This is a genomic window from Psychrobacter pasteurii, assembly GCF_900162815.1.
Lineage (GTDB): Bacteria > Pseudomonadota > Gammaproteobacteria > Pseudomonadales > Moraxellaceae > Psychrobacter > Psychrobacter pasteurii.
Map to the genome: position 1 here is coordinate 1 of NZ_FUGD01000115.1, position 25958 is coordinate 25958.

General features: G+C 41.4%; 19 protein-coding genes and 1 pseudogene. 3 read left to right on the top strand and 17 right to left on the bottom strand.

Translation table 11 applies throughout. The annotated features are described in order from the left end of the window. Window positions 1-276, bottom strand: a pseudogene (locus A1232T_RS10245) (RNA-guided endonuclease InsQ/TnpB family protein); the annotation flags it as partial. Window positions 277-505: 229 nt separating this feature from the next. On the opposite strand from A1232T_RS10245, the gene yfaE reads away from it, so the two are divergent. The 3 genes from yfaE (at window position 506) to A1232T_RS10260 (ending at window position 3788) form a co-directional block, all read left to right on the top strand. Continuing rightward, window positions 506-763, top strand: a complete 258-nt coding sequence (gene yfaE, locus A1232T_RS10250; RefSeq protein ID WP_077449319.1) for a class I ribonucleotide reductase maintenance protein YfaE — start codon at window positions 506-508, stop codon at window positions 761-763. Between the two features lie 93 nt (window positions 764-856). Then, the gene (locus A1232T_RS10255) at window positions 857-1618 is read left to right on the top strand and encodes a Nif3-like dinuclear metal center hexameric protein (protein WP_077449320.1); all 762 of its coding nucleotides are present in this window, start codon (window positions 857-859) and stop codon (window positions 1616-1618) included. 940 nt (window positions 1619-2558) lie between these two features. Then, the gene (locus A1232T_RS10260; RefSeq protein WP_077449321.1) at window positions 2559-3788 is read left to right on the top strand and encodes a transglycosylase SLT domain-containing protein; all 1230 of its coding nucleotides are present in this window, start codon (window positions 2559-2561) and stop codon (window positions 3786-3788) included. Between the two features lie 160 nt (window positions 3789-3948). Here the strand turns inward: A1232T_RS10260 and A1232T_RS10265 are convergent, their stop codons facing one another. The 16 genes from A1232T_RS10265 to A1232T_RS10340 form a co-directional block, all read right to left on the bottom strand. Further along, the gene (locus A1232T_RS10265) at window positions 3949-7131 is read right to left on the bottom strand and encodes a lytic transglycosylase (RefSeq protein ID WP_077449322.1); all 3183 of its coding nucleotides are present in this window, start codon (window positions 7129-7131) and stop codon (window positions 3949-3951) included. Window positions 7132-7377: 246 nt separating this feature from the next. Beyond that, window positions 7378-7863: a hypothetical protein gene (locus A1232T_RS10270; RefSeq protein WP_077449323.1), complete on the bottom strand. Its 486-nt coding sequence runs from the start codon at window positions 7861-7863 to the stop codon at window positions 7378-7380. A 192-nt stretch (window positions 7864-8055) separates the two neighbouring features. Next, window positions 8056-9273, bottom strand: coding sequence for a CNNM domain-containing protein (locus A1232T_RS10275; protein WP_077449324.1), 1218 nt, complete (start codon window positions 9271-9273; stop codon window positions 8056-8058). Window positions 9274-9339: 66 nt separating this feature from the next. Beyond that, window positions 9340-9639 (bottom strand): integration host factor subunit beta, encoded by a 300-nt coding sequence (locus tag A1232T_RS10280; protein WP_077449325.1) that lies wholly within the window; start codon window positions 9637-9639, stop codon window positions 9340-9342. A 322-nt stretch (window positions 9640-9961) separates the two neighbouring features. Next, entirely contained in the window at window positions 9962-11644 is a 1683-nt protein-coding gene (rpsA, locus tag A1232T_RS10285; RefSeq protein ID WP_077449326.1) for a 30S ribosomal protein S1, read from the bottom strand. Window positions 11645-11855: 211 nt separating this feature from the next. Next, window positions 11856-12560, bottom strand: a complete 705-nt coding sequence (gene cmk / locus A1232T_RS10290; protein WP_077449327.1) for a (d)CMP kinase — start codon at window positions 12558-12560, stop codon at window positions 11856-11858. Between the two features lie 229 nt (window positions 12561-12789). Then, window positions 12790-13338 (bottom strand): tRNA adenosine(34) deaminase TadA, encoded by a 549-nt coding sequence (gene tadA / locus A1232T_RS10295; RefSeq protein WP_077449328.1) that lies wholly within the window; start codon window positions 13336-13338, stop codon window positions 12790-12792. A gap of 48 nt (window positions 13339-13386) precedes the next feature. After that, entirely contained in the window at window positions 13387-14127 is a 741-nt protein-coding gene (locus A1232T_RS10300) for a uracil-DNA glycosylase (RefSeq protein ID WP_077449329.1), read from the bottom strand. Window positions 14128-14274: 147 nt separating this feature from the next. Next, complete coding sequence (locus A1232T_RS10305; protein ID WP_077449330.1) at window positions 14275-16821, bottom strand: AAA family ATPase; 2547 nt, start codon at window positions 16819-16821, stop codon at window positions 14275-14277. Between the two features lie 347 nt (window positions 16822-17168). Further along, on the bottom strand, window positions 17169-17600 hold the full coding sequence (gene clpS / locus A1232T_RS10310) for an ATP-dependent Clp protease adapter ClpS (RefSeq protein WP_425272069.1): 432 nt from the start codon (window positions 17598-17600) through the stop codon (window positions 17169-17171). Between the two features lie 52 nt (window positions 17601-17652). Further along, window positions 17653-18450 carry a hypothetical protein gene (locus tag A1232T_RS10315; RefSeq protein ID WP_077449331.1) on the bottom strand — a complete coding sequence of 266 codons (798 nt, stop codon included), beginning with the start codon at window positions 18448-18450 and terminating at the stop codon, window positions 17653-17655. Window positions 18451-18739: 289 nt separating this feature from the next. Beyond that, entirely contained in the window at window positions 18740-19807 is a 1068-nt protein-coding gene (gene argC / locus A1232T_RS10320) for an N-acetyl-gamma-glutamyl-phosphate reductase (protein ID WP_077449332.1), read from the bottom strand. Window positions 19808-20082: 275 nt separating this feature from the next. Further along, complete coding sequence (gene hemE, locus A1232T_RS10325; protein WP_077449333.1) at window positions 20083-21189, bottom strand: uroporphyrinogen decarboxylase; 1107 nt, start codon at window positions 21187-21189, stop codon at window positions 20083-20085. A 104-nt stretch (window positions 21190-21293) separates the two neighbouring features. Next, a complete protein-coding gene (proB, locus tag A1232T_RS10330; RefSeq protein WP_425272068.1) occupies window positions 21294-22523 on the bottom strand; it encodes a glutamate 5-kinase in 1230 nt (409 codons plus the stop codon). 173 nt (window positions 22524-22696) lie between these two features. Next, window positions 22697-23905, bottom strand: a complete 1209-nt coding sequence (gene obgE, locus A1232T_RS10335) for a GTPase ObgE (RefSeq protein ID WP_077449334.1) — start codon at window positions 23903-23905, stop codon at window positions 22697-22699. Between the two features lie 420 nt (window positions 23906-24325). Next, window positions 24326-25768 (bottom strand): glyceraldehyde-3-phosphate dehydrogenase, encoded by a 1443-nt coding sequence (locus A1232T_RS10340; protein WP_077449335.1) that lies wholly within the window; start codon window positions 25766-25768, stop codon window positions 24326-24328. Between the last annotated feature and the right edge of the window lie 190 nt (window positions 25769-25958).

The window sequence follows — 25958 nt, forward strand, 5'->3', positions numbered from 1 at the left end:
GTTGCTGCGCCAGCTAAGTTTGGCTTTTTTAAATTGTTTACGTGATTTAGCGTGTGTCTCATTGATAGCCTGTAAGGTCTGACTGTGTAATCCTAAATATTCACCGCTACCTTTGGTATACTCACTTAAATCATAAGCACTAAAAAACTTACCGGTACGTTTTAGATGCTCAAAACTTAACGCATTAACATAGTTCCACACGAAGTTCACTGAACCGCTTAGACGATTAAGCTCTTTTATGTGTTTGTCTTTAATGCGTAGCTTGAGGGTTTTCATATGCTTAGTATCGCAAGATTAATTTTAGCTTACAACCCTTTAACGACTTCTTACGACAGTGTGTGTCTCCTTATATCCACCCCCTGAAGTGGGTGATTTTACGGCGACCGGTGATAAAATAAGTGCGTGCCGTTGTTGAAAAATGACTGCACGCCTTTTTACTTAATGCCTATTTCTCTGGGCGTAAGTAGCAATTTATACATGAATCAGTAATAAGTGACTCAAAACTATGACTTGGGTATTTACCTCAAAAAAACGTTTTTATCTGCATGATGATGAAACTTTGTTAGATGGTTTATTACGTACTGGGCATGATATCAATTATCAATGTCGTGAGGGTTACTGCGGCAGCTGCCGGATTACCTTGACCCACTCCTCTTTTCCAGTGACTTATGCAGAGCCACCTTTAGCAATGATTGAGCAAGGAGAGATTCTTGCCTGCTGCTGTAAAGTCAAAGGCATGATTCATCTCAAAGAAGTTGAGTAACTTCTCACGCTTAAATAAAACAAAGCCCAGTTAAGTCTTTTATTATTTGACAGAAAATTTATTAACACAGTATTTCTATTTAAGGAGTTTGTAATGACCGAACTAAGCCCATTAGCTCTTGAGCAGTGGTGTAATGACTACTTAAAAGCCAAAGAATTTAAAGACTACTGCCCCAACGGTCTACAAGTAGACGCCGATACCCCCATCAAAAAGATCGTAACGGGAGTTACCGCCACAAAAAACCTCATTGACGCTGCTATTGCACAAAACGCTGATGCCCTATTGGTACATCATGGCTACTTTTGGAAAGGTGAGCCTGAGCCTTTGACTGGAATGAAAGGCAAACGTATTCGCAGTCTATTTCAAAACAATATCTCTTTATTCGCCTATCACCTGCCTTTAGATGCTCACCCAGTCGTTGGTAATAATGCCGTACTTGCTGACCTATTGGATTTAGAGGTTGTCGGAGCATTATATCCAGAAGAAAAGCACCCTGTAGGCAATATCGCCCAATGCGAGCCTATTTCCATTGAGGCTTTTATTGAAAAAGTTACCCAAAAGCTACAACGAACCCCTACTCATATTAGTGCTGGTAACTCTATGATTTCAAAAGTGGGTATCTGTACTGGCGGCGCACAAGATATGATTGAACAGGCTGCTAATATGGGCTGCCAACTGTATATCTCTGGAGAAATTTCAGAGCGTACCACACACTCAGCTAGAGAGTTGGGGATTGATTATCTAGCTTGTGGGCACCATGCCACTGAAATGGGCGGCATCCAAGCACTTGGAGAAGTTATTGCAAGCACTTTAGAGGTGCAAGTGAGTTTTATTGATGATCCAAACCCAGCTTAACTCAAGTTTATTTAGTTGATTTAAAAAATTTTAAGAAGCTGATTAAAATTATCATACACACCTAAAACCTATTTTTTAGTATAATTGTCCGCCTTATAAATGTGGTTACTCTTTAGTAAGTCGACAATTTTCGGTTTTTTGTCTGTTTTTTATCAACAAATGCCGATTTAATGTTGAATTTTCATCTTAATACCACAATATAGTTAAGATAAGAACTGCCAAATTTAACAAACTATCGCAAGTGCGGATTTTGACTGACTTAAAGGACTTAAGTTTTAATACTCAATGTCATAAAGTATTACTTATGAAATAAGGTTTTAGAACTGGGTTATATTTAAGTAAGTCGGTGATTGTGGGTACAGAGCACTGATAATGAGCTTTTTAAATTATTGTGCTTTAACCCCCAATTAAAAGTAAAACTAAGATAAATGACAGGGATTTAAAACGGCTATATCGAGTTTTAAACCCCTCTGGTATTGGTGCTGTTTAAAGGCTGTCTGCTTTATTAAAGCAGCTATTTAAGCGCCATCAAAACCAGGTCAAAAACCCTACACTTATCAAACTAGCAGTTTGGCTGATATATGCAAATGCTACTTGATAGGATGATGGGTTTTGCCCTAAAGACACATTTATTAGGGTATCTATCTTAGGAGGGCTTTAATTCGTCTTGCTAGCAATATTTTTGATTTTAAAAAAGGGTACGAGCTTTACTCGGATAATACCTTTAATAAATCAAGCGTTATATGATCAATAAAAATGGCTATTTGTGTTTTTGCCCACCTTTATTGATGCTTTACAGATACTTAATAGCCCTACTTAATCTTGCGGCTAAAAGTTCTATATAACGTCTATGTTGCTCATGACTGTGGCTTAAAGAGCCTTTAATACAATGGTGTATTAAACTCTACACAGTGTGGATAGTTGGACAACGGAGCCATCCATGCAACGACTATCGAATTGGATAAATCGCAAAGACAATCAATCTATCGCCTCTAATGTATTTATTGCCCCTTCAAACAGTACCAAAAGTGTTCGTCAATTTTTAACACCCCTACACCGCAATTCCTTTATTTCAAAACGCCCTGCGAACAAGAAGTTTGCTAAGACAAAAATGCTAGCGCAAATCTCTGGCATTGCTCTATTGTCATTGCCAGCGAAAAGTCTGACCACGGCGCTATTCACAACTGAAGCAGACGCTTATCAAAAAGTTATGGCTTCCCAAGTTCTAACTTTAGCTTCAGTAAAGGGCAGTAGTACTTATTTTTCAACAGACCGTTTTGAGCATGGATTTGGCTATGATATTGCCCGCTCCTATGCGCATGACTTAGGCGTTGATATAGAAGTAAAGCAATATGATTCTGACGCTGACGCATTAGCCGCTGTACGTGAAGGCGAAGCGGATATGGCTCTAACCACAGCCAGTACCAAGCTTAGCTCTGAATCTGGGGTGGCTTCTGTCAATATTAGCTGCGGCTTTGACAGCACCTTAGCGGCAAATGGTCTTCATCCTAAGACCAATTGGAGCTTTAGAAGCAGTTCAGATCCTTTGGCGGTAAAAGCCAGTCACTTCTTATGTGATGATGGTCAGTTAATTAATACCACCAAAATTGCCAATTTTTATGATCAAACTTTATTAAAAGATGATTATAACCGTAAGCATTTTGAGAAAGCTTTAACGGCCAACTTGCCTAGTTATAAGTCTTCTTTTCAGCAGCAAGCCAGCACCTATAATCATGACTGGCAGCTGTTAGTCGCCATGGGCTATCAAGAGTCCCATTTGGATGCCAATGCCATCTCACCCACAGGCGTTCGCGGCCTTATGATGCTGACCAATAATACCGCCAAAGCCATGGGCGTATCCGACCGAGTAGACCCTTATCAAAGTATTGGGGGTGGCGCTCGTTATCTAGAGCAAATGAAAGCTGCTTTTTCAGACGTACCCAATCCAGATCGCTTATGGTTTGCTTTAGCCTCTTATAACATGGGCCCTAATGCGGTAAAAAGCATTCAGAAAAAACTAGAGAACAACGGACAAAACCCAAACAGTTGGTCAAATGTCTACACCTATATGTCAGACCATGCCAGTCAGAACTCTCGCTATATACAGTGCATGGACTATGTGACCAATATACGTAGCTATTTAGAGTCGTTAAAGATGCAAACTGTTTAATCTGCTAATTAACCTGATAGTACCTATCAAGCCTATCAGAACAGCAGTTTTCATTAAGTTTCTTGTCCTACTTTAAATTAAAAAATTACAAGTAAAAAAGAGCCCAGTTTAAAACTGAGCTCTTTTTTTATGGGTAATCTATGAAAGGCGCACTAGCAATTTATTGCACAGGAACCTTTAGGGTCTGACCCAATTGCAACATGGCGGTACTACTAATACCGTTCATCTCTGCCAACTGCGCTGGGGTTATACCATACTTTCTAGCCAAACCGATTAAGCTGTCACCTGGTTTTACCTTGTAGCTGGTAGTGGTCGCAGGAATGGTAATTTTTTGACCTACCTGCAGTTGAGAGTTAGTCTTCAAACCGTTGGCACTAGCTAGCTGCGAAACACTCATACCATACTGATTGGCCAAACGAGTCAGCGAATCACCAGATTTAACGGTGTAATTGCCGCTGGTGGTAACCGCTGGAGCCGAGCTTGAGCTAGAAGAGGTACTGCTGCTCGAACTAGAAGAAGAGCTGCTAGCCTTAGTGCTTGGTACCTTTAGAGTTTGACCAACGAACAATCCTGCTGTCGGACTGATATTGTTTGCGTCAGCCAACTCTGCAGTAGAAACTCCATACTCACGAGCTAGGTTAATTAGGCCATCCCCTGCTTTCACCTTATAAGTACTGGTATAAGCAGCGCTGCTCGAGCTACGAGTGGTTGACGCAGAAGAGCTGCTAGTTGACGTACTGCTAGTTGCCGCTACTGAACCACTGCCTGGAATAGTAATCACTTGACCAATCAATAAGTTTGAGGTCACACTCAAGTTGTTGGCTTTAGCAAGATCTGCAAGAGATAAGTTATATTTGCTTGCTAAGTTGGTTAGCGAGTCTCCTGACTGAACCTTGTACTTAATGGTCTGATTATTCAGGCTACGAGCTACTTGATCTTTGCTAACAGGCAGCTTAATGCGCTGGCCACGTTGCAGTTGAGTGGTCGCTGAGAATTTATTAATGTCAGCGATTTGGGTGTGAGAAACACCCAGCTTGTTAGCAATACCAATTAGCGTATCACCTGCTTTGACAGTATAGTTAGTCGTTTCACCAGTATAGCTACTTGTAGAGCTGCTTGAGCTACTACTTGATGAGCTAGAGCTGCTTGAGGTCGTAGACCCTGCAGGTACTGTTAAACGCTGGCCCACTAGTAACTGCTCATTTGGGCTCATGTCGTTCATTGCTGCTAACGTGGTTACTGGGATGTTAAAGCGTGAGGCAAGCCCAATTAGCCCTTCCCCGCGTTGTACAGTATAAGACTGTGTCTTACCACTATAAGCCGATGAGGAGCTGCTTGAGCTGCTAGTTTCACTGGTTTTTACCATACCTGGGATTAACCATAGCTTTTGACCCGCACGTAGCTGAGCATTGGTCGCCAAACCATTATAACTGGCCAAACGCGACACACTTAGACCCACACGATTGGCAGTACCAATTAAAGTGTCGCCTGGACGTACAATATAGGTATTTGGCTGGGCATCAGCCTGACTGGCATCCGGTTTAGATGCAGCTGAATCTAGCGGCTTAATTGGTTTTGCATTGTAAAGGTAAAGGCTAGTCCCTGCTAATAAGGTAGAGTTTGGATTAATTTGGTTCCAATCTGCAATATCACGCCAGTTTAAACCGGCACGTGAGGCAATATTAACTAGAGTATCACCACGTTGTACGGTATAGGTACTACGTTTTCCGGTAGGCTTTGGCGGTGTGCTTTGCTGCTGCGAAGAGCTTGGACGATCAAAGCTGATTTTTTTCTCTTCGCCGCGAGCCTCTAAAATGGACTGCTGAGTTTGAATGGCTTCAAGTTTGATATTACCATCAACTGAACTGACCACCTCACCCACTTCTGGAGACTGTTGACGGATTTGCTGCGAAATAAAGCTTTTTTCTTCTTCTGATAGCGGCGGCTCTTGAACGATTGTAACGTTCTTAGTCAACTGTGCAGAGGTGGTTGGCAGTGTATTTGATGCCGCTAGCTCAGATTCAATTCTTTTCTTCTCAGTGGCACTAATAGGTGGCTCACTTATCGTAACCCCTGGTGAGAATGAAGGGGTTGGAGCAATATAGCTGCTATTTTGCTGAGGAGCACGTGCCTTACTCGCAAACTCTGCTAAGCCTTCAGGAGACTTTGAAAGTACTTTGTATTGTGAGTCAGGAATACTATAAGGCGAGCTACTATTGGTGTTGCTGGCTAAAACAGAACCGCCACTGCCATTTAGATTACTTAGCTTAGAGTCCACCACGATGTTAACTTGGTTAGGAATAATGACACGGTTTGGTCCTGCAGAGTCAACTCGGCCACTGCTTAAAGAAGGGTTTAGAGCTTTTAGCTCATCATAACTCACCCCAGTTAGCTGTGACACTTCCATTAAACTTACGCCATAGTTGACCGGCACACTTCTGAAATGTTGACGGTTGGCAATGGCAGGTAAGTAAATACTGTATTGACCCGTGTCTTTAACAATTTGTGCAACGGCCATAAATCTAGGCACATAATGCATGGTCTCAGTAGGCAGAGATAATGACCAGTAGTCGGTAGGCAAGCCTCTAGCACGGTTGGCATCGATGGCTCTTTGGACACGGCCAGGACCGGCGTTATAAGCCGCTAAGGCCAGCTCCCAACTGCCAAACTGGTTATGTAGTGAGGTTAAGAAGTCGTAGGCGGCACGGGTCGATTCAATAACGTCACGGCGGCCATCATAAGTTGGCGTCTGAGTTAAGCCATAGATACGACCGGTACTTGGAATGAACTGCCATAAACCTGCAGCCGCTGCGTTACTGGTTCCTGTTGGATCGTAAGAGCTTTCAATCACCGGCAATAGCGCCAGTTCTGTTGGAATATTACGACGTTCTGCTTCACGCACCGTGTGATATAAATAACGACTCGCACGTGCCGTTAAACGGTTAATATACTCTTGACGGGTAATAAACCAGTTCTTCTGGGCATCAATTCTTTGCTGCTGACCATAGCCATAGCTTTGGCTCATGCGGAAGCCTGCACGCATTCTATCCCACAAGTTACCATACTGCTGAATGGCTAGCTTGTCATCTTCCACCATTTTCATATCGGTGGCTTCTAGTAAGTTTTCTAACTCTGATAGACTCTCATCATCTAACAAAGAAGTACTGTATCCACGGGTAGCAGGAACATTAGATACCGCTTCGTTTTGTGCAGCGGGGACACGACTCACCTGCTGTTTACCTTGTACTGGTGCGGTGCTATTACAGCCAGCTAAAATAACTGAGCCTATAGCAATAACTAAAGGTAGCTTACAAAATCGAATAGTGGTATTTCTAAAGTTCATGACAATAACAACCCAGAGTAATAAGTGAATAAATAACTTTATAATTTATAAAATAGAGTTTCAGAGTAGATAAGAATAATATCGTGCTGCAAAGTATAATAGCTTTTAATAAGAACTGGTATCAATAATAACTTTAACTAATGGGCAGCTTCTCAACGCTTGAGTATATCAGCAATTTCACTAATACAAAAAACGAAAAAGTTTGTAAATATTACAAACTTTTTCAAAACTAACAATCAAGATCGGTTATTCAATAGTGACTTGCGACACTGCTCTTAGCAGTACAGCATTATTGTTGTCAGATTTCAATGTGGCCCTAGAGGTAGTGCTCATAGTGCGCTGCTGACCATCTTTTACCCAAGTTTCTACTGTTTTGACATCGGCCTTGGCTTGCTCGCCCGTGATTACCACGTTAGAAATAGAGATGTCATAGCTGTAGTTACTAGACTTCGACCAACTGTCTTGCAAAAGCTTTAAGTAAGCGGCTTTATCTAAGCTGGTAGTTCTACCGCGGCGCGATAAAGAGATCAATGCTTCGTCTGCCACTAAGTTTGAAACTTTGCTGACATTCTTGCTATTGGCCGCTTGCTTCATTTGCGTGGCGTAATTTTGAACAGCAGCTTCATTAATTGCCGCTTGAGCAGAAGTAGCAGCAAAGCTAACCGCAGCAACCATGGCTACTGGAGTTAAAGCACCAACTAGAGATTTTCTTGAGCCAAATAGACTGTTCATAATGACTTCCTTAATATGATATTCGTGAATTTAAGCTAAAGACTGTCTATATAGTTGTTCTAAATTTCTTAGCCTATTCTCTTTATCTTACTACATTTAAAGTAGACTAATCCTAGCTGATTATTAACGCCTTGTAATATTTAGTCACAAATTAAATGAGCGACTTTTGCTGTATTCTTGAGTACTTTTGCTTTATTCATTGTTGGTATCATCATCTTCAACCAACATGCCTAAGCGTGCTGAGCGGCGTTGCATCATTTGACGAGCCAAAGCCTGCATGTCCTCTACTCTATCGACTTCATCGACAATCTCTAAGCCAAGCAGCGTCTCTAACACATCCTCTAACGTTACCAAACCTTTGACCTCACCATACTCACCCACAGTAACTGCAATATGGATACGACTATTGAGCATCAAATCTAAAAGATCAAATAACTTCATTTTAGAGAAAACAAAAGTAATCTCACGTTTATAACTCTCTAAGGGCTTGTCCATATGATTATTGGCTTTAGCCAATAAAATATCTGACTTTAAAACAAAGCCAGTGACTTTATCCAAATCTTCATCATAGATAGGCAATCTAGAGAACATCAGTTTAGGACGGTTTGCTAACAGCTCTGCAACCGTTATAGATTGATCAAACGCATGCATTACCGAGCGCGGTGTCATAATGTCTTCAACCTTGATAGCACCAAAAGCCAAAAGGTTACGAATAATGCGAGACTCTAGCGGATCTATTTGACCTGATTGCTCACCCACACTGGCAAGCGCTGCAAATTCATTACGACTAAAAGTGTGAGCTTTTTTGCCTCGAGTTAGAAGCTTAGTAATTTTTTCTGAGAACCAGATTAAAGGATAAAGTATAAAGATAATGGCTTTCACAAAATAAGCCACGGGACCTGACAACTGTCTCCAGTAAACCGTTCCTAGAGTTTTGGGGATGATCTCTGAGCCAACCAAAATCAAGAGTGTCATCACTGCTGAGAACACACCAAACCATTGACTACCAAAGACAATAGTAGCCTGTGCACCAGCCCCTAAAGACCCTACGGTATGCGCTACTGTATTTAAAGTTAAAATGGCTGCAATAGACTGATCAATCTTGTCTATTTTGACGCTTTTTAACATTTCTGATTTTTTTGGATTTTCTTCAGCAATAGAAGCCACATAAGACGGCGTCATGGTTAATAACGCAGCTTCAGAGACCGAACAGATAAAAGAGACGAATACCGACAGCACCACAAAGGCTATCAGCAAAGCGACATGAACGCCGTAATCCGAGGTTTGGATGGCAATATCAGCAGAACTGCCACCAGCTGCATAGGCAACTAATGGCAGTGAAGCGATAAGAGTCAATAAAATAACAGTGTTACGGGTAAAGCGTGATGATGTTCTAAATCGAGCTTTCAAGTCAAACACCTAATGTAGTTAAACATAAAAAATAAGAGTTACAGGATAGCATTAAACTCATTACGTTTACATCCATTTATCATTAACATCTTCTCGTAACGCCTTGCCTGGTTTGAAATGAGGAATAGATTTTTGTGGCACCATAACCGTCTCTCCTGTCTTAGGATTGCGGCCCTGACGGGCATCACGGTGGTGCAAACAAAAGGTCCCAAACCCGCGAACCTCAATTCGATTATTTTCAATTAATTTTTCAGAAAGTAGATCAATAATTTCTCTAACTGCCTCATCGACATCTGCATCAGGGATGTAGTCGCAACGGGCAGAAACGTCTTGAATTAAATCTGATTTATTTATAACTTCTGTCATATCCTTGTGACCTTAATTATTAGTTGAAATACCTTTAAAGTTATAGTCCTTTAAAAACCTTATAAGTAAATGACCATTACTCATATGATAATGGCTTATCTAAGAAAGCTTATAAAATAGCCTTGCAAAACTTAAGAGAGCTCCCCTACTTTGCAACTGAGCATATTTCATAGCATATTGATATTAAATCATAAGTTACGCCATCTGTGGAACTATTATTCCAATTTATCGACAAATATCAAGTAATTGGGCATAAAAAAGGAGCGCCCGAAGGCACTCCTTTTTTTTAACAGCTTATTAGCTATTAGATATTCATCAAAGATTAGTCTTCTTGCATTTGCTCTTTGATTAAGTCACCAATAGTTTTTGGCTGTGCTTCTGGAGCAGCTTGAGTGCTACCAAGCTCTTTAATAGCTTGACGCTCTTCCGCTTCATCCTTAGCTTTAATTGATAAGCTGATACCACGTGATTTACGGTCAACGCTGATGATTTTCGCTTCAACAGTGTCGCCTTCGTTTAGATGTTTAGTAGCATCTTCAACTTTGTCACGTTGGATTTCAGAGGCACGTAAGTAACCTTCAACTTCGTCAGCTAAAGTGATAGTTGCGCCTTTAGCGTCAACTTCTTTAACAGTACCAGTTACGATTGAACCACGGTCGTTACCTACTAGGTACTCGTTGAATGGATCAGAGCTTAACTGCTTGATACCTAGGCTGATGCGGTTAGCTTCAGCGTCAACTGATAGAACCATAGCTTCAACAGTGTCGCCTTTGTTGTAGTTACGGATAGCTTCTTCGCCAGCTTCGTTCCAAGAGATATCAGATAGGTGAACTAGACCATCGATACCACCGTCAAGACCGATGAAGATACCAAAGTCAGTGATTGATTTGATAGTACCAGTTAGCTTATCGCCACGGTCATATTTCTTGTCGAACTCTTCCCATGGGTTTGGTAGAGTTTGTTTGATACCTAGGCTGATACGACGACGCTCTTCGTCGATATCTAGGATCATAACGTCAACTTCGTCACCAATTTGAACTACTTTAGATGGGTGGATGTTTTTGTTAGTGTGATCCATTTCTGAAACGTGTACTAGACCTTCGATACCGTCAGAAATCTCTGCGAAACAACCATAGTCAGTTAGGTTAGTTACGCGAGCTTTAACGATGCTACCTACTGGGTAAGTACCGCTTACGTTATCCCAAGGATCTGTACCTAGTTGTTTTAGACCTAGGCTTACACGGTTGCGCTCACGGTCAAACTTAAGTACTTTAACTTTAAGGTCTTGACCCACTTCAACAACTTCAGATGGGTGCTTAATACGGCGCCATGCCATATCAGTAATGTGTAGTAGACCGTCGATACCACCTAAGTCTACGAATGCACCGTAGTCAGTTAGGTTTTTAACGATACCTTCAACTTCGATACCTTCTTCAAGCTTATTAAGTAGCTCTTCACGCTCAGCTGAGTTTTCAGCTTCCATAACCGCTTTACGGCTAACAACTACGTTGTTACGTTTTTGGTCTAATTTAATAATTTTGAATTCTAGTTCTTTGCCTTCAAGGTGCGTAGTGTCACGGATTGGACGAACATCAACTAATGAACCTGGTAAGAAAGCACGTACTGAACCAACATCAACAGTAAAACCACCTTTTACTTTGCTTGAGATGATACCTTTAACAATTTCATCGCCTTCAAATAGTTTCTCAAGCGCATTCCATGTTTCAACACGTTTTGCTTTTTCACGTGACAGTAAGGTTTGACCCATACCGTTGTCAACAGCTTCAACAACAACATCAACGCTATCGCCCACTGCTACTTCAAGCTCGCCATTTTCGTCTAAGAACTCTTCACGAGCTACAACACCCTCAGACTTCAAACCAGTGTCAACTGTAATCCAATCGCTATCGATTGCTACAACAGCACCGCTGATTACTGAGCCACGCTCAATATCAAGACCCTGCTCTTCTAGACTCGCTTCAAATAGTTCAGCAAATGATTCCATTATGATTACCTTAATATAGCCGTATCCTGTCCAGCACAGTACGGTTCAAGTTAATGAGAATAAAAGATTGACGCTGGTTTTACTCTTTTGATTCTCATTTGATAAAAACGTTAAATTTATTTGGGTAAAACCAAAACTAAATTCCCCATAGAACTAATTACTCAATAGGACTAACTTTAGTTTGGTAACTGCCTGATTTGCTAATTTTAGCCTATTCGCTAAAACAAATACCCTTAGTTTGGCAGAATTTTTTAATTTTTACATAGACTTCGTCAGCATCCAATTGGGAGCTGTCTAATACCAATGCATCCTCAGCCGGCTTAGACGGTGCAACACTACGATTTTCATCACGTTCATCACGTTGTTTGATGCTATTTAAGATAGCTTCGTAATCTGCACTTTGTCCCGCTTGCTTAAGCTGGGCCACTCGGCGATCCGCTCGAGCTTCTGCACTGGCCGTTAAATATACTTTGGCATCGGCATCTGGGAAAACCACAGTTCCCATATCTCGGCCATCAGCAATTAAACCAGCTTCATTGGCCATATTCTTTTGTAAGGCCAATAATGCAGCACGTACTTTAGGCAATGCAGCCACTTTTGACGCATAGCCACCAACGGTTTCATTTCTTATTTCGCCGGCGACACTCGTGCCATCTACTACGATGTCTACTTCACCGCTATCACGGGGAATAAACTGTATGTCTAATTGCGCAGTTAAATCAGCGATATTCTTTTCATCTGTCGCTGTTAACTCTTTGTCTGTTAACAAACCAGCTTCAAACGCTTTTAACCCAACAATACGATAAAGAGCGCCTGAATCTAGTAAGCGATAGTTTAAAGCTTGAGCCAGCTTTAAACAAAGGGTACCTTTTCCTGCGCCACTTGGGCCATCAATTGTAATAACAGGAAAGCTCATCTTTTTACCACCTACTGCTGCATTAAGTTTGCTAGTTATAACTGACTATTTACTGCCAATTAAACGCTCTATTTTGTGAGTAATAACGCTTTTTATATCGCTGTAAACGCAAATAGTGCAAGATTATAACAAATAAAGACCCGTACCACTAGATAATATTAACGATTTATACACAAACTTAGCTTTATTTTTTTGTTACTAACTCTATTTTTTATTCCGGCTTAGAAAGCTACTTCTTCTTTTTTTTATTACGTCTTGCTTTAAAAAAAGATTTTAAAATTTTTTGACTCTCAGGCTGTAATAAACCAGAGTTTACCTCAATCTTATGATTATAAAAATCCATTTCTGCTAAGTTCAACTGACTGCCTACCATGCCTGCCCGTGGCTCTTGTGTGGCAAAGACTAGCCTTGCTAATCGTGAATGAATTAAGGCGCCAAGGCACATAGTACATGGCTCTAAGGTGACATATAAAGTCGTATTCGAGGGTAATCGGTAATTTTGCAATCCCTTACAAGCTCCTCTTAGAGCCACTATCTCAGCGTGAGAAGTAGGGTCACAGCTTAGTATCGGCTGATTAAAGCCCTCTCCAATGATTTTGCCTTCATGCACCAACACTGCCCCCACAGGAACTTCTTCTTTAGTAGCCCCTTTTTTGGCCAAAGCCAAAGCAGCATGCATAAATTCAACGTCACTAAATGACCAATAGCTGGCAGCAGATAAGTAGTTTGTATAATTACTGGGATTTGGCTGCGGTGTTAAGCGTTTTATATTAATCATGGATTAAGCTTTTAATAAGCACTTGTTAAATATTTTAGAGATAAAAAATTATTGTGGCAATTGCCAATCAATAGCCTGTTTCCCATGCTGTACCAGATACTCATTGGCCTTTGAAAAAGGTTTAGAGCCAAAGAACCCGCCTCTATTAGCCGCCAAAGGGGAAGGATGCACTGCTGATAAAATCAGATGCTTTTCGGTATCGATGAATTTACCTTTTAGCTTGGCCTTACTGCCCCATAAAATAAATACTGTGTTCGAAGTTTGCTTATTCACCACATCAATCACTGCATCGGTGAACTGCTCCCAACCTTTGCCTTGATGACTGCCTGCCACACCCTCTTCAACGGTCAAAGAAGCATTTAAAAGTAAAACGCCCTGCTGAGCCCAGTGGGTTAAATCCCCATGTTTAGGTGGTACAGTGCCAATATCATCGGCCATTTCTTTGACAATATTACGTAGAGATGGGGGCATCGGAATCATCTTAGGCACAGAAAAAGATAAGCCCATGGCCTGCCCTGGACCATGATAAGGATCTTGGCCTAAGATAACCACTTTTACGTTAGATAGTGGCGTTAAGTTAAAAGCATTGAACATTTGACTGGCCTTCGGATAAATACTTTTGCCAGAACCATATTCTTGCTTTAAAAACTCTCGTAAATTATCCATATTTTGTGAAGTTAGCTCGTCTGCCAATGCCAACTTCCAATCTTCAGGCATTTGTACTCGGGCTAAGATGGCTTGCTTTTCAGCTTCACTTTTTTGCGGTTGGTCAGGGTCAAATAACTGCATAAGGACACTCTTAATATAATTATAAATTTTAGGGTTATTATAGTCTTTCGAATACGGATAAAAAAAGAGGTCAACCTTGGGCTAACCTCTTTTTTGAAATACCACAATAAAATTACAACGATTATATCAGTAAGATCGGATTAAGACCTAACCTTCAGCGTATTCCACACCACGCTGACCATGTTGCTCTACCACAGTTAGTAAGATGCGACTACCTTCAGCAGCAGCTTTATCATCACTATCCACTGGGCTTTCAAAAGGCTCATCGCTCAACGTAACATGCACCGCACCGCCTTCTGACAAGTCACCGAACAATACCATGTTCGCCAGCGGTTTTTTGATTTCATTTTGAATCAAGCGCTGCATTGGGCGAGCCCCCATCAGACGGTCATAGCCTTTTTCAGCTAAGTACTCACGAACCGCATCATCAATCTCTAACACCACTTGCTTGTCATCTAGCTGGGCTTGAAGCTCTACTAAGAACTTGTCTACCACTGAAATCACAATTGAAGGATCTAGCGGGTTAAACTGAATAATCGCATCCAAACGGTTACGGAATTCAGGGGTAAATACTCTATTCATCGCTTCAGTGTTGTCTTTACTGTGGTCCTGCTTAGTAAAGCCCATTGAAGCACGGCTGATACTATCGGCGCCCACGTTGGTAGTCATAATCAAGATCACCTGCTTAAAGCTAGCTACGCGGCCATTGTTATCCGTCAGTGACCCATGATCCATCACTTGCAACAACAAGTTAAAGACATCTGGGTGAGCTTTCTCAATCTCATCTAGCAATAACACACAATGCGGATGCTGATTGATTTTTTCGGTTAATAAGCCACCTTGGTCAAAGCCAACATAACCTGGTGGAGCACCAATTAGGCGCGAAGCGGTATGCGCTTCCATATACTCTGACATGTCAAAGCGTACCAACTCAATTCCCATCAGGTTAGCTAACTGCTTAGAAACTTCAGTTTTACCAACCCCTGTTGGACCAGCGAACATGAACGAACCAATCGGCTTATCTGAAGACTTCAGACCTGCTCTTGATAACTTAATAGCGTCAGATAAAGTCTTAATGGCCTCATCTTGACCGAATACTAAGCGATTTAAGTCACGCTCTAAGTACTGTAACAATGACTTATCATCATTAGACACAGACTTGGGTGGAATACGAGCCAATTTAGAGATAATTGCTTCGATATCCTCTACATCAATAACCGTAGGGGCTGGACGTTCTTTATCACCCTCTTCGCTACTGTCTGATGCTTCAGTTTCGGCATTATCTTCAGCACGGATGTCAGCACCTAACTCCTCTTCATTATCAAAGTCAGTATCGGCATCGTGCTCTAATTCACTCTCATCAGCTTCAATCTGAGCCTCATAATCGGTGTTATCCGTATTATTAATCTCATCAATCAACTGATCTTCATCTTCAACTTGATCGGCTTCCGGTGTAATACCTAAGCGCTTATAGGCACCCGCCTCATCAATCACATCAATGGCCTTATCGGGTAAGAAGCGCTCATGAATGTGCTTCGCAGATAGCTTCACTGCACTTACTAATGCAGCATCGGTATATTCCACATTATGGAATTCTTCATAACGCGGTTTTAAACCACGTAGAATTTCGATGCTATCGTCAATACTTGGCTCATTGATATCAATCTTCTGAAAACGACGCGATAAAGCATGGTCCTTTTCAAACACCTGACGATACTCAGTAAAGGTTGTAGAACCGATACATCTTAGCTCGCCGTTGGCCAACGCCGGCTTAATCAAGTTTGAGACATCCATATTGCTGCTCATTGAAGAGCCAGCGCCAATAATCATATGGATTTCATCAATGAATAAAATAGCATTAGGCTTAGCTTTTAACGCATCAAGTAGCGCTTTCATACGCTTCTCAAAGTCACCGCGGTACTTAGTACCTGCTATTAATGAACCGATATCTAGACTATAAATCACGCAGCCTTGTAGCGGTTTAGGGGCTTTATTGTTGATAATCAACCAAGCCAAACCTTCAGCAATTGAAGTTTTACCCACTCCTGGATCGCCCACTAACAGAGGGTTATTCTTGCGGCGACGACACAAGACTTGAGCAGCACGCTCAATCTCAGTACTGCGACCAATTAACGGATCAGTTTTGCCTTCTGCTGCTCTTTTATTTAAGTTTTGAGCAAATTCAGTCAAAGGATCTTTTTTTAGTCTAGCACCTTTAGCATCCCCACTTTCTGAGTCAGACCCTGAATCACGAGTCTCATCTCCCTCATTGCCATGAGATAGATACTGGGTTAATTCAAGACGACTAACGCCCTGTTTTTTTAGTAAATACACGGCGTAAGTATCATGTTCTGAGAACATAGAGACTAGAATGTCTGAACCTTGTACCAATCTTCCTGAGCCAATAGATTGCACATGGAAAATAGCACGCTGTAAGATGCGATCAAAACTTTGAGTGGCCTGAGGCGTTTGCTCCAGATCAGCATCTAAGGTAGGCGTGTGTTTTTCGATATAAGCTTCAAGATCTGAGCGTAAGCTCGCAATATCTGCCCCACACGCTTTTAACGTAGTAGCAGCGTTATTGTTTTCTAACAAGGCAAGCAATAAGTGCTCAACCGTTAGATACTCGTGTGACTTTTGTCGGGCCAACGTCATGGCTAGACGCAAGGAAACTTCGAGATGACGACTTAACATAGAGGTGTCCTGTCAATATTGTAATTTTTTATTTGCTAAGATCTTTATAAGAGTTTTTTTGAGTACCAGTTAACTATAACAAGTTAACAGGGGGTTTGGGTAGTTTATGAATATGATATTGTTTATATCACAACTTTTTTGTAACTTAGATCTTAGCCACATACTAACTAAATAGGGTTGGACACCCTAAATATCAAGTCGTATTACTAACAATGTTTACTGCAGATACTCAAAACAAACAAAGATTTTTGTCTTTATTTCAATGAGTTATTGGGGGCTTAGATAAAACGAAAGCCTAAAGAGATAGGCTTTGAGTGGGGTTTTTATTGACAGATAATCTTTAAAAATTAACTTTGATGAGGCTCAATTTGGGTTAATAAAGGGTACCCTTCCTTGCGAGCCGTTTGATTGACTTTTTTGGCCTTGGTTTCGGCAATATCTTTTGGATAAATACCAGCAATACCACGGCCTTGATTATGAATATTTAGCATAATCTCAACCGCTCTAGCCGTATCATGGCGAAACTCAGACTGTAGAACATACACCACAAACTCCATTGGCGTATAGTCATCGTTATACATGACCACAGCATACATAGGTGGCTCTGCCAGCTCAGGATCAGCCACCATAACTTCTACTTCGCTATCCCCCTCTACTTCTTCATCTATTAATCTAGAAGGCAAGGTTTTGACAGGGCGCAAAATAGGCAGAGTCGCAGGATGATGCCAATCTGCCGAAATCTGCTGTTCCTGTTGCGAGGTGATATCGGTACTTTTAATCATAATACATCTATTTGGTAAAAAATCTTGTCCCATTAAGAATAACTCTAAGTTACTCTGCATTACCTTTACCCTCTTTTACAGGACGCTGATCTGTCTCTGGGATTTCTGATAACGAAAGAGGCATCTTCTCTACTGGGCTAGCTAATTGCCAATTGTAAATCTGCTCAACTTCCTGCCCATTAGACTCAAGATTTAACTTAGCTTGCTTTGGACTAAAGCCTTTTGGCATAACAAAACGGCCTCTAATACGAGCAATGCCTTTGATATCATAAGTGCTAGGCTCTAACGGCACATCAACTAAGTTATCTTCATCCAATAAAGTTAAAGTTGGCTTTAGACGATGTTGATGACCATCTTTAGCTAACATAGCCACATCGAAGCGGTACTCGAAGGCATTTTCTGGGAGCGGTTCCATCTTGGCACCTACCACTTGTAGCGGCAAACCACCTTGCTCTACCACTCTGTCAGCATAAACTTCGTTTAACTGAATCAGCTGCAGATTCTTCACTTCTAACTCTTGAATATCTTGACGCATTTGCTCTAAGTTATTAAGGCTAATGTCACGTTCTTGCTTTGCCGTATTTAACTGACTGGTTAACGACTGAACGTTCTGTTTTAGCTTCTTGATATCTTCAGCGGTCAATTGCTGCGCATCACCTTTAAGTTTCGTATCATTTTGCGATGCCTGATAGCCTCGGTAATAGCCAAATTTATGGCCAAAAGCAGTAGCTATAACGCCAGTCAATAATACTGCGCTCGCGAATAATACCAATATCAGCGGACTCATCACAGCTTGAGATGATCGCTTCACATTTTTCACAGTGGATTTGCTGATTTCGGTGGGCATGTGTTCTAGACTCGTATCTTGTGAATCGGCAATTAGTTAAGCCGCCATGTTCTATGGCAGATTTAAGGCAAGGTATTATACCTAAATCTCAAACTAATAACTAACAACAGATTGGCTTCAATGTAATATTTATGTCGTAGATTATTGATAATAACTTAAATAAGCAAGCATATCGTAATATACAGCAACACTTAACACTTTATATTCTAAAAATAACTTACGACTAAGAAAGACTTAAGATAGAAGTATTCCTCGCTATCTTAAGCATTAAATTCTCATTAATATCAAATTAAGGAACCACAGGGACGTGATTTAAGCCCAAAGACTCATCAAATCCAAACATGACGTTCATACACTGAACGGCTTGTCCAGCAGCCCCTTTAACCAAGTTATCCTGCACTACTAAAATAGTGGCAGATTTAGTGTTATTATCTTGATGAACCGCGATTCTGAGTCTATTGCTCGCTCTTACGCTGCGAGTATCTGGGAACTCACCTTTAGGTAAAACATCGATAAATCTCTCGTTTTGATACACTTGCTCATAAAGCTGTTGTAAATCTAGCTCACAACCTGCCTCGGTTAATCCTAAATGAATCGTGGTAAACATACCGCGAATCATAGGCACCAGATGTGGCACAAAACGGATATTGTGGGTAAATTCGCTTTGTAGTAATTGATGTACCCCTTGCTCAATTTCAGGCAAGTGACGGTGACCTGTTACCCCATAAGCGTTAAAGTTATCTGTGGTTTCAGCATAATTAAGATTCAGCTTGGCTTGACGTCCTGCACCAGAGACACCTGATTTTGCATCAATGATGATGCGAGACTCAATAACCGGCTCGCCTTTTTTATTTTGAGCTTCAATAACAGGTTTTAAGCCTAATATTGCGGTTGTTGGATAACATCCTGGGTTACCAATCACTTGTGCCTCTTTAATGGCTTCACGATTGATCTCTGGTAAGCCATAAGCGGCTTGTTTTAGTAGCTCTGGGCAAGCATGTTTATGCTTATACCACTGCTCAAACTGCTCTAATGACTGTAATCTGAAGTCTGCTGCCAGATCAATGACTTTCACCCCTGCTTTGACCAACTCTTCTGCTTGCTGCATGGCCACACCATGAGGGGTCGCAAAAAACACCACATCACAAGCAGCTAGTGCCTGTAAAGTATCTTCACCCAAATCACTATAGGTTAAATCAGATATGCCTCTCAAGCTTGGGAATATACTGGCGACAGGCTTACCCGCTTCTGATCGCGAAGTTAACCACTTAATGGTTACCTCCGGATGAGAAGACAACAATCTTATAAGCTCAACACCTGTATATCCTGTTCCACCAACAATGGCTGCTTGTAACATATCACATCCTATCTGATTGATTAAAAGCCGATTAAATAAAGTCCTTCTTATTATTTAACCTAACTTAGGTAATTAAATATAATCGTTATTTTTCAAAGAGTCATTCTATTTATAAATTTTACGTTATCCCATAATGCGATTCAATCAATGTCTTAAACCTGACGGTTTAGGGATTGTAAATGTCTGCAAGTAGAGAAACCAAACTACCCATTATAAAATAGGCTTATTTAAATAAGCCTATTTTTTATATTACTCAAATTTTAAATCGATAAAGCTTATAGCTTGTATTCGTGTACCGCTTCAATAAACACTTTGGCATTATCAGGATTAACCCACTGCGTAATACCATGCCCTAAGTTAGCGATATAACCGGTTTTCACACCGCCGGCATAAGCATCATCTAGCATATTGTTCACAGATTGACGGATCAGCTCTGGAGAGCCATAAAGCGTAGCTGGGTCTAAGTTACCTTGAACCGCAATTTGTTTATTGCTTTCAGCTAAAATTGCTCTGGCTTTGTCTAATGGCATGGTCCAGTCTAAGCCCAAGCAATCTGCTTCAGAGTCGGCTTGAATGTCTAGCCATAATCCACCGCCCTTAGTAAATACCACAACTGGAACTTCTGGATGACGCTGCTTAAGCTCTGAGACCACACGCTTGTTGTACTTATGAGAGAACTCTTTGAACTGACGGTGTGCTAACGCACCACCCCAGCTGTCAAACAGTTGAACAAGCTGAGCACCGGCCACAATTTGTGCGTCCAGATAATCAATGATTGCCGTAGTAATGTGATCTAGGATTTGATGTAAGAATTCAGGCTGACTGTAAAGCAAGCCTTTGGTATAGCGATAGTCTTTAGAGCTGCCACCTTCAATCATGTAGGTCGCTAAAGTCCAAGCACTCCCTGAGAATCCAAATAAAGGCACCAGACCGTTTAACTCCTTGCGGATACTGGTCACTGCATCCATCACATAACTTAATGAGTCAGTGGCTTTAAACGGTTCAAGCTGATTAAAATCTGCTTCGGTACGTAAGGTACGCTTAAATTTAGGACCCTCACCTGTTTCGAAATACAGGCCTAAACCCATGGCATCTGGGATGGTTAAAATATCACTAAATAAAATAGCCGCGTCTAAATCAAAACGTCGTAAAGGTTGCATCGTAACTTCTGTCGCACGGGCTGTGTCTTTACACAAGCTCATGAAATCACCAGCTTCAGCTCGCGTCGCCTTGTATTCTGGAAGATAGCGACCTGCTTGGCGCATCATCCATACTGGCGTCATGTCTACTTCTTCAAAGCGTAAAGCTTTAAGTAGACGATCATTCTTCAACGGAGCGAAGTTGTGAGTGTTGTTAACAGAATCAGAATTCATTATAGACATTATTATCTCTTTAAAGTCCTAGATTATAATCAAAATGGATAGGTGGAACCGTTTACTACCTATCAATGGTATCAGGTTATACCCCTCTTCACACCTTATGGCCCTTATTTATTTAAGATGGCCATATCATCACGGTGTATCATCACCACTCGCTCTTCTGACTCGCCCAAGATTTTGTCAAAACTTTGGGTTCTTTTGCGAGCCACACATTTGGCTTCTTCAGAAGAGAAGTTTACTTGACCCACTGCAATACGCTCTTTTGTGGTCTCATCGACCACTGCAACCACGTCGCCTTCATCAAAGTCGCCATGGATATCTACCACACCCACAGGCAATAAGCTCTTACCTTGAACGGTAATGGCGTGTACAGCCCCTGAGTCGATAAATAAAGTACCGGCCATTCTTAGATGGGCTGCTAACCACTGCTTACGGGCAATGATTTTGTCTTCTTGATTGGTCTGCAGTAGCGTCCCTACTGACTCGCCCTCAACAACACGAGTAATGACTTTATCTAGGCTGCCATTGGCAATTACCGTTGGACAGCCACCCATAGCGGCCAATCTACCAGCTCTAATCTTAGTCAGCATACCGCCACTGCCAAGCTTACCGCCCTCGCCTGCAATATCAAATAGATAGTCTGCCATTGCTCGCTCTTGACGGATCATTTTGGCATTAGGGTTTTCACGAGGGTTATCAGTAAATACCCCATCTTGGTCGGTTAAAATAATATAGAGATCTGCACTGACCATGGCCGCGGCCATTGCACCTAACGTGTCATTATCCCCAAATTTAATTTCATCAACCGTAATGGTATCGTTCTCATTAATAACCGGCAGTACTCGCCATGCCAATAGCTTGTGCAAGGTATTGGCCGTATTCAGATAGCGTTCACGATTCGACAAATCATCATGGGTTAACAGTATCTGAGCACTGCGTACGCCACTTTGAATTAAGGCCGATGACCAAGTCTCTATTAGTCCCATTTGCCCAATGGCAGCACAGGCTTGTAACGCCTCTAATTTCTTAGGACGCTCATCAAGACCCATTCTAACCAAGCCCTCAGCCACTGCCCCAGAAGACACTAAGATCACTTCCTTGCCTTCATTATGCAGCTTGGCAATCTGACTGGCCCACTCATAAATCGCGGTACGATCTAATCCTTTACCGTTATTGGTCAGTAAAGACGAGCCAATTTTTACAATGACTCGCTGTAAGTCAAAAGATCTGTTTTTAGTAGCAAATCTATTGTCCTCTGAGTCTGAGTCAATTGGCTTAGGTATACTGTTTTTTGGCTTACTGACTTTCGAGCTTTTCTGGTTATTATTAGCACTCATAATTCTTCCCAAAATCTAATGAATAGAATAGTAATATGCTGGGTAAACGCTTTGAACTATTGCGAGTATAAAAACTACTGAAGGTTCAAGCACCCTCTCACCCCCTAGCTTATTATCAGCATATAACCCACAGTCTGACACAACAAGATTATAAGGAATGAGCAGAGTGTTGACTATGGCGCGTAAATAACCTCTACACCATCGTCATCATCATCTCCATTATCGGCATTGAAAGCGGCTTCACGGGCGGCACGACGGGCAGCACGATAAGCTTCTTTTTGCTCTTCTGTATTGAGTCGCACTTCAGCTTCAAGACGCTCAAATCTCTCTCTTTGCTCCTCAGCAAATAAAGGATCTTCTTCCTCGCGTTCTTTCTCGCGCTCAATTTCATTCATGAGATGATATTTCACATCATCCACGCCCTCACCGGTTAGCGTTGAGGTTCTAAACACCGCCCCTGTCCAGCCTAGCTCTGCCACAATGTGTAAGCACAGCTCATCCAGTTCATTGGCATCAGGTACTTGGTCAATTTTATTTAAAATCAAAATTTGTGGTAAGTTGGCAAGCTCAGGTGAGAAGCGCTCAAGCTCATTTAAAATCACTTGACCATTTTCTACAGGATCACTGCCATCAATCGGCTTAATATCTAAGATATGCAGCAAACGGCGGGTACGGGCCACGTGCTTTAAGAAGCGAATACCCAAACCTGCGCCTTCTGAAGCGCCTTCAATTAAACCTGGAATATCGGCCATAACAAATGAGCGATGCAGGCCCACATCTACCACACCTAAGTTGGGGACTAAGGTAGTAAATGGATAGTCAGCAACTTTTGGCTTAGCAGAAGATACTTGTCTGATAAAAGTCGATTTACCGGCATTTGGTAAGCCAATTAGACCCACATCAGCCACAACTTTTAGCTCAAACTTAAGCTCTTTTAACTCACCTTCAAATCCTGAGGTAGCCTTACGAGGCGCTTGGTTGGTAGAGCTTTTAAAGTGGGTATTACCTAGGCCGCCGTCTCCGCCTTTGGCCACTAATACTTCTTGACCTATCTCAGTCAAGTCGCCGACCACTTCACCGGTCTCATTGTTAACAATGGTAGTACCGATAGGCACACGCAGATAGATATTGTCTGCCCCTTTACCCGAACAGTTTTTACTTTGTCCATTTTGGCCACGACCCGCATCATAACGACGGGTATAGCGATAGTCTACTAGGGTGTTGGTATTGTCATCGGCAACCACAATAACGTCACCGCCTTTACCCCCATCACCACCATCTGGTCCGCCACGAGGCACATACTTTTCACGGCGAAAGCTCACAATGCCGTTACCACCATCCCCTGCTTTGACAGTAACAATTGCTTCATCAATAAATCGCATTGGGCTTGCTCCCTTAACTTCTTTTAAATTGGTCTAACGTAAATTGGCTAATTACAGTCTTCTACTTGGTGTAGAAGGTTTGTTTATTAGAAATATAATATTTTAGAGAAATAGATTTCTAGAAAATAGAGTTGGTTTTATAACGCCGTATTCTACAGCATTATCCTTGATTACATAGAATTAATATTTATGGCTATTTTAATAAAAATACCCGATAACCATAACGATTATCGGGTATCGTTGCAAATCGTCTCAGTCATTATTTCTTTTTTTTCCCCTCGTCAATAAGCGCTTTTTTAGATTAGCCTATTGTCTAGGTCAAAAACTTAACAGAGTAATTGCAACTTTATTATGTCCAATCTAGCTTATGGTATTCGATGCTTAAGGCCATAAAGGTTACCCTTTACAGCTAAGCGAATATTAAGCAGTAATGTTGGTGTAGTGAATACCAGCCATTTGCGCTGCCACTCTTAACACCTGAGTGCTGTAGCCTACTTCGTTGTCATACCAAACATAAACTGTGGCATGGTTATCAGTTACGATAGTAGCTTGGGCATCAACAATACCTACTTGCTTAGTACCAACGAAGTCTGTTGAAACTGCTTCAGTTGAATCAGTGTAAGCAATTTGTGACTGCCAAGCATCGCTTTCAGAAACTTTCTTGAAGAAAGCATTTAACGCTTCAGCGCTCTCTGGTGCTTTTTCTAGGTTTAAGTTTAAGATAGCCATACTAACGTTTGGTGTTGGAACACGAATGGCGTTACCCGTTAGTTTACCATTTAATTCTGGTAAAGCTTTACCCACAGCTTTAGCAGCACCAGTGCTGGTAATAACCATGTTCAATACCGCACTACGGCCACGACGATCTGATTTGTGGTAGTTATCGATTAAGTTTTGGTCGTTGGTGAAAGCGTGAATGGTTTCAACGTGACCATTTACGATACCAAATTCATCATTAAGTACTTTTAGTGATGGAGTAATAGCGTTAGTAGTACAGCTAGCAGCACTAACAATAGTATCGTCGCCGATAGTATCATTGTTTACGCCGTATACAACGTTTTTGATCTCGCCTTTTGAGGGTGCAGTTAATAAAACTTTTTTCACACCTTTGGCTTGTAAGTGCTTACCTAGGCCATCTTCATCTTTCCAGATACCTGTGTTATCGATAACGATAGCATCATTGATACCATAGCTAGTGTAATCGATTTCGCTTGGATCATTAGCATAGATTACTTGGATAAAGCGGCCGTTTACGATAATACCTTGGTTTTCTTCGTCAACTACGATTGAACCTGCGAAGGTACCGTGAACTGAGTCGCGCTCTAATAATGAAGCACGTTTAGCGATGTCACCGTCTTTACCTGGACGAACCACAAAAGCTTTTAGTTGCAAACCTTTGTCAGTGGCCGCTTCTTCTAACAATAAACGAGTTAGGATACGACCAATACGACCGAAACCATAAAGAACAACGTCAGTCGCTTCGCTAGCAGCAGGCTTTGACTGGTCTGCTTTAGCTAGAGCATCTGCAACGCTCACTTTATTCTTTAATAACTGACCAGCATCTACTACTGCAGTTTTGATATCTTGGTTATCCACTACTTCTTTTACAGTAGCTACGATATCATCGATACTTAATGCTTTACCTTCGTTACGATCAGCAGTTTGCTGAACTTTAGTTAGCAAGTCAGCGGTTGAAAGGCCATTAAGTGTTTCACCAAACAAATTAACTTTTACGTCTTTATTGTTATAAAGATTATGCAGCTGGTTCACTAGCTCATAAGCCTGATTTTCTTGTTGTTGGTATTTGGCTAAATGATCTTTATGTAACTCACGGCGCGTATTAGCATTACTCACAATAGTCATCCTTTGGGTAAATGAAGTGAAGGGGTTAGTGAAATCAAATTAATCGCTAAATAAAATAAGGATACTGTAGATATGACCAAAATCTGCTTGTGAAATTCAAAAGCAGATTCAGGATAAATTCTCTATCGGTATATTCAGGGTAGATTTTAAATCATATTGGCAATTTTAGCCAGTACATCAGCTAGGAATC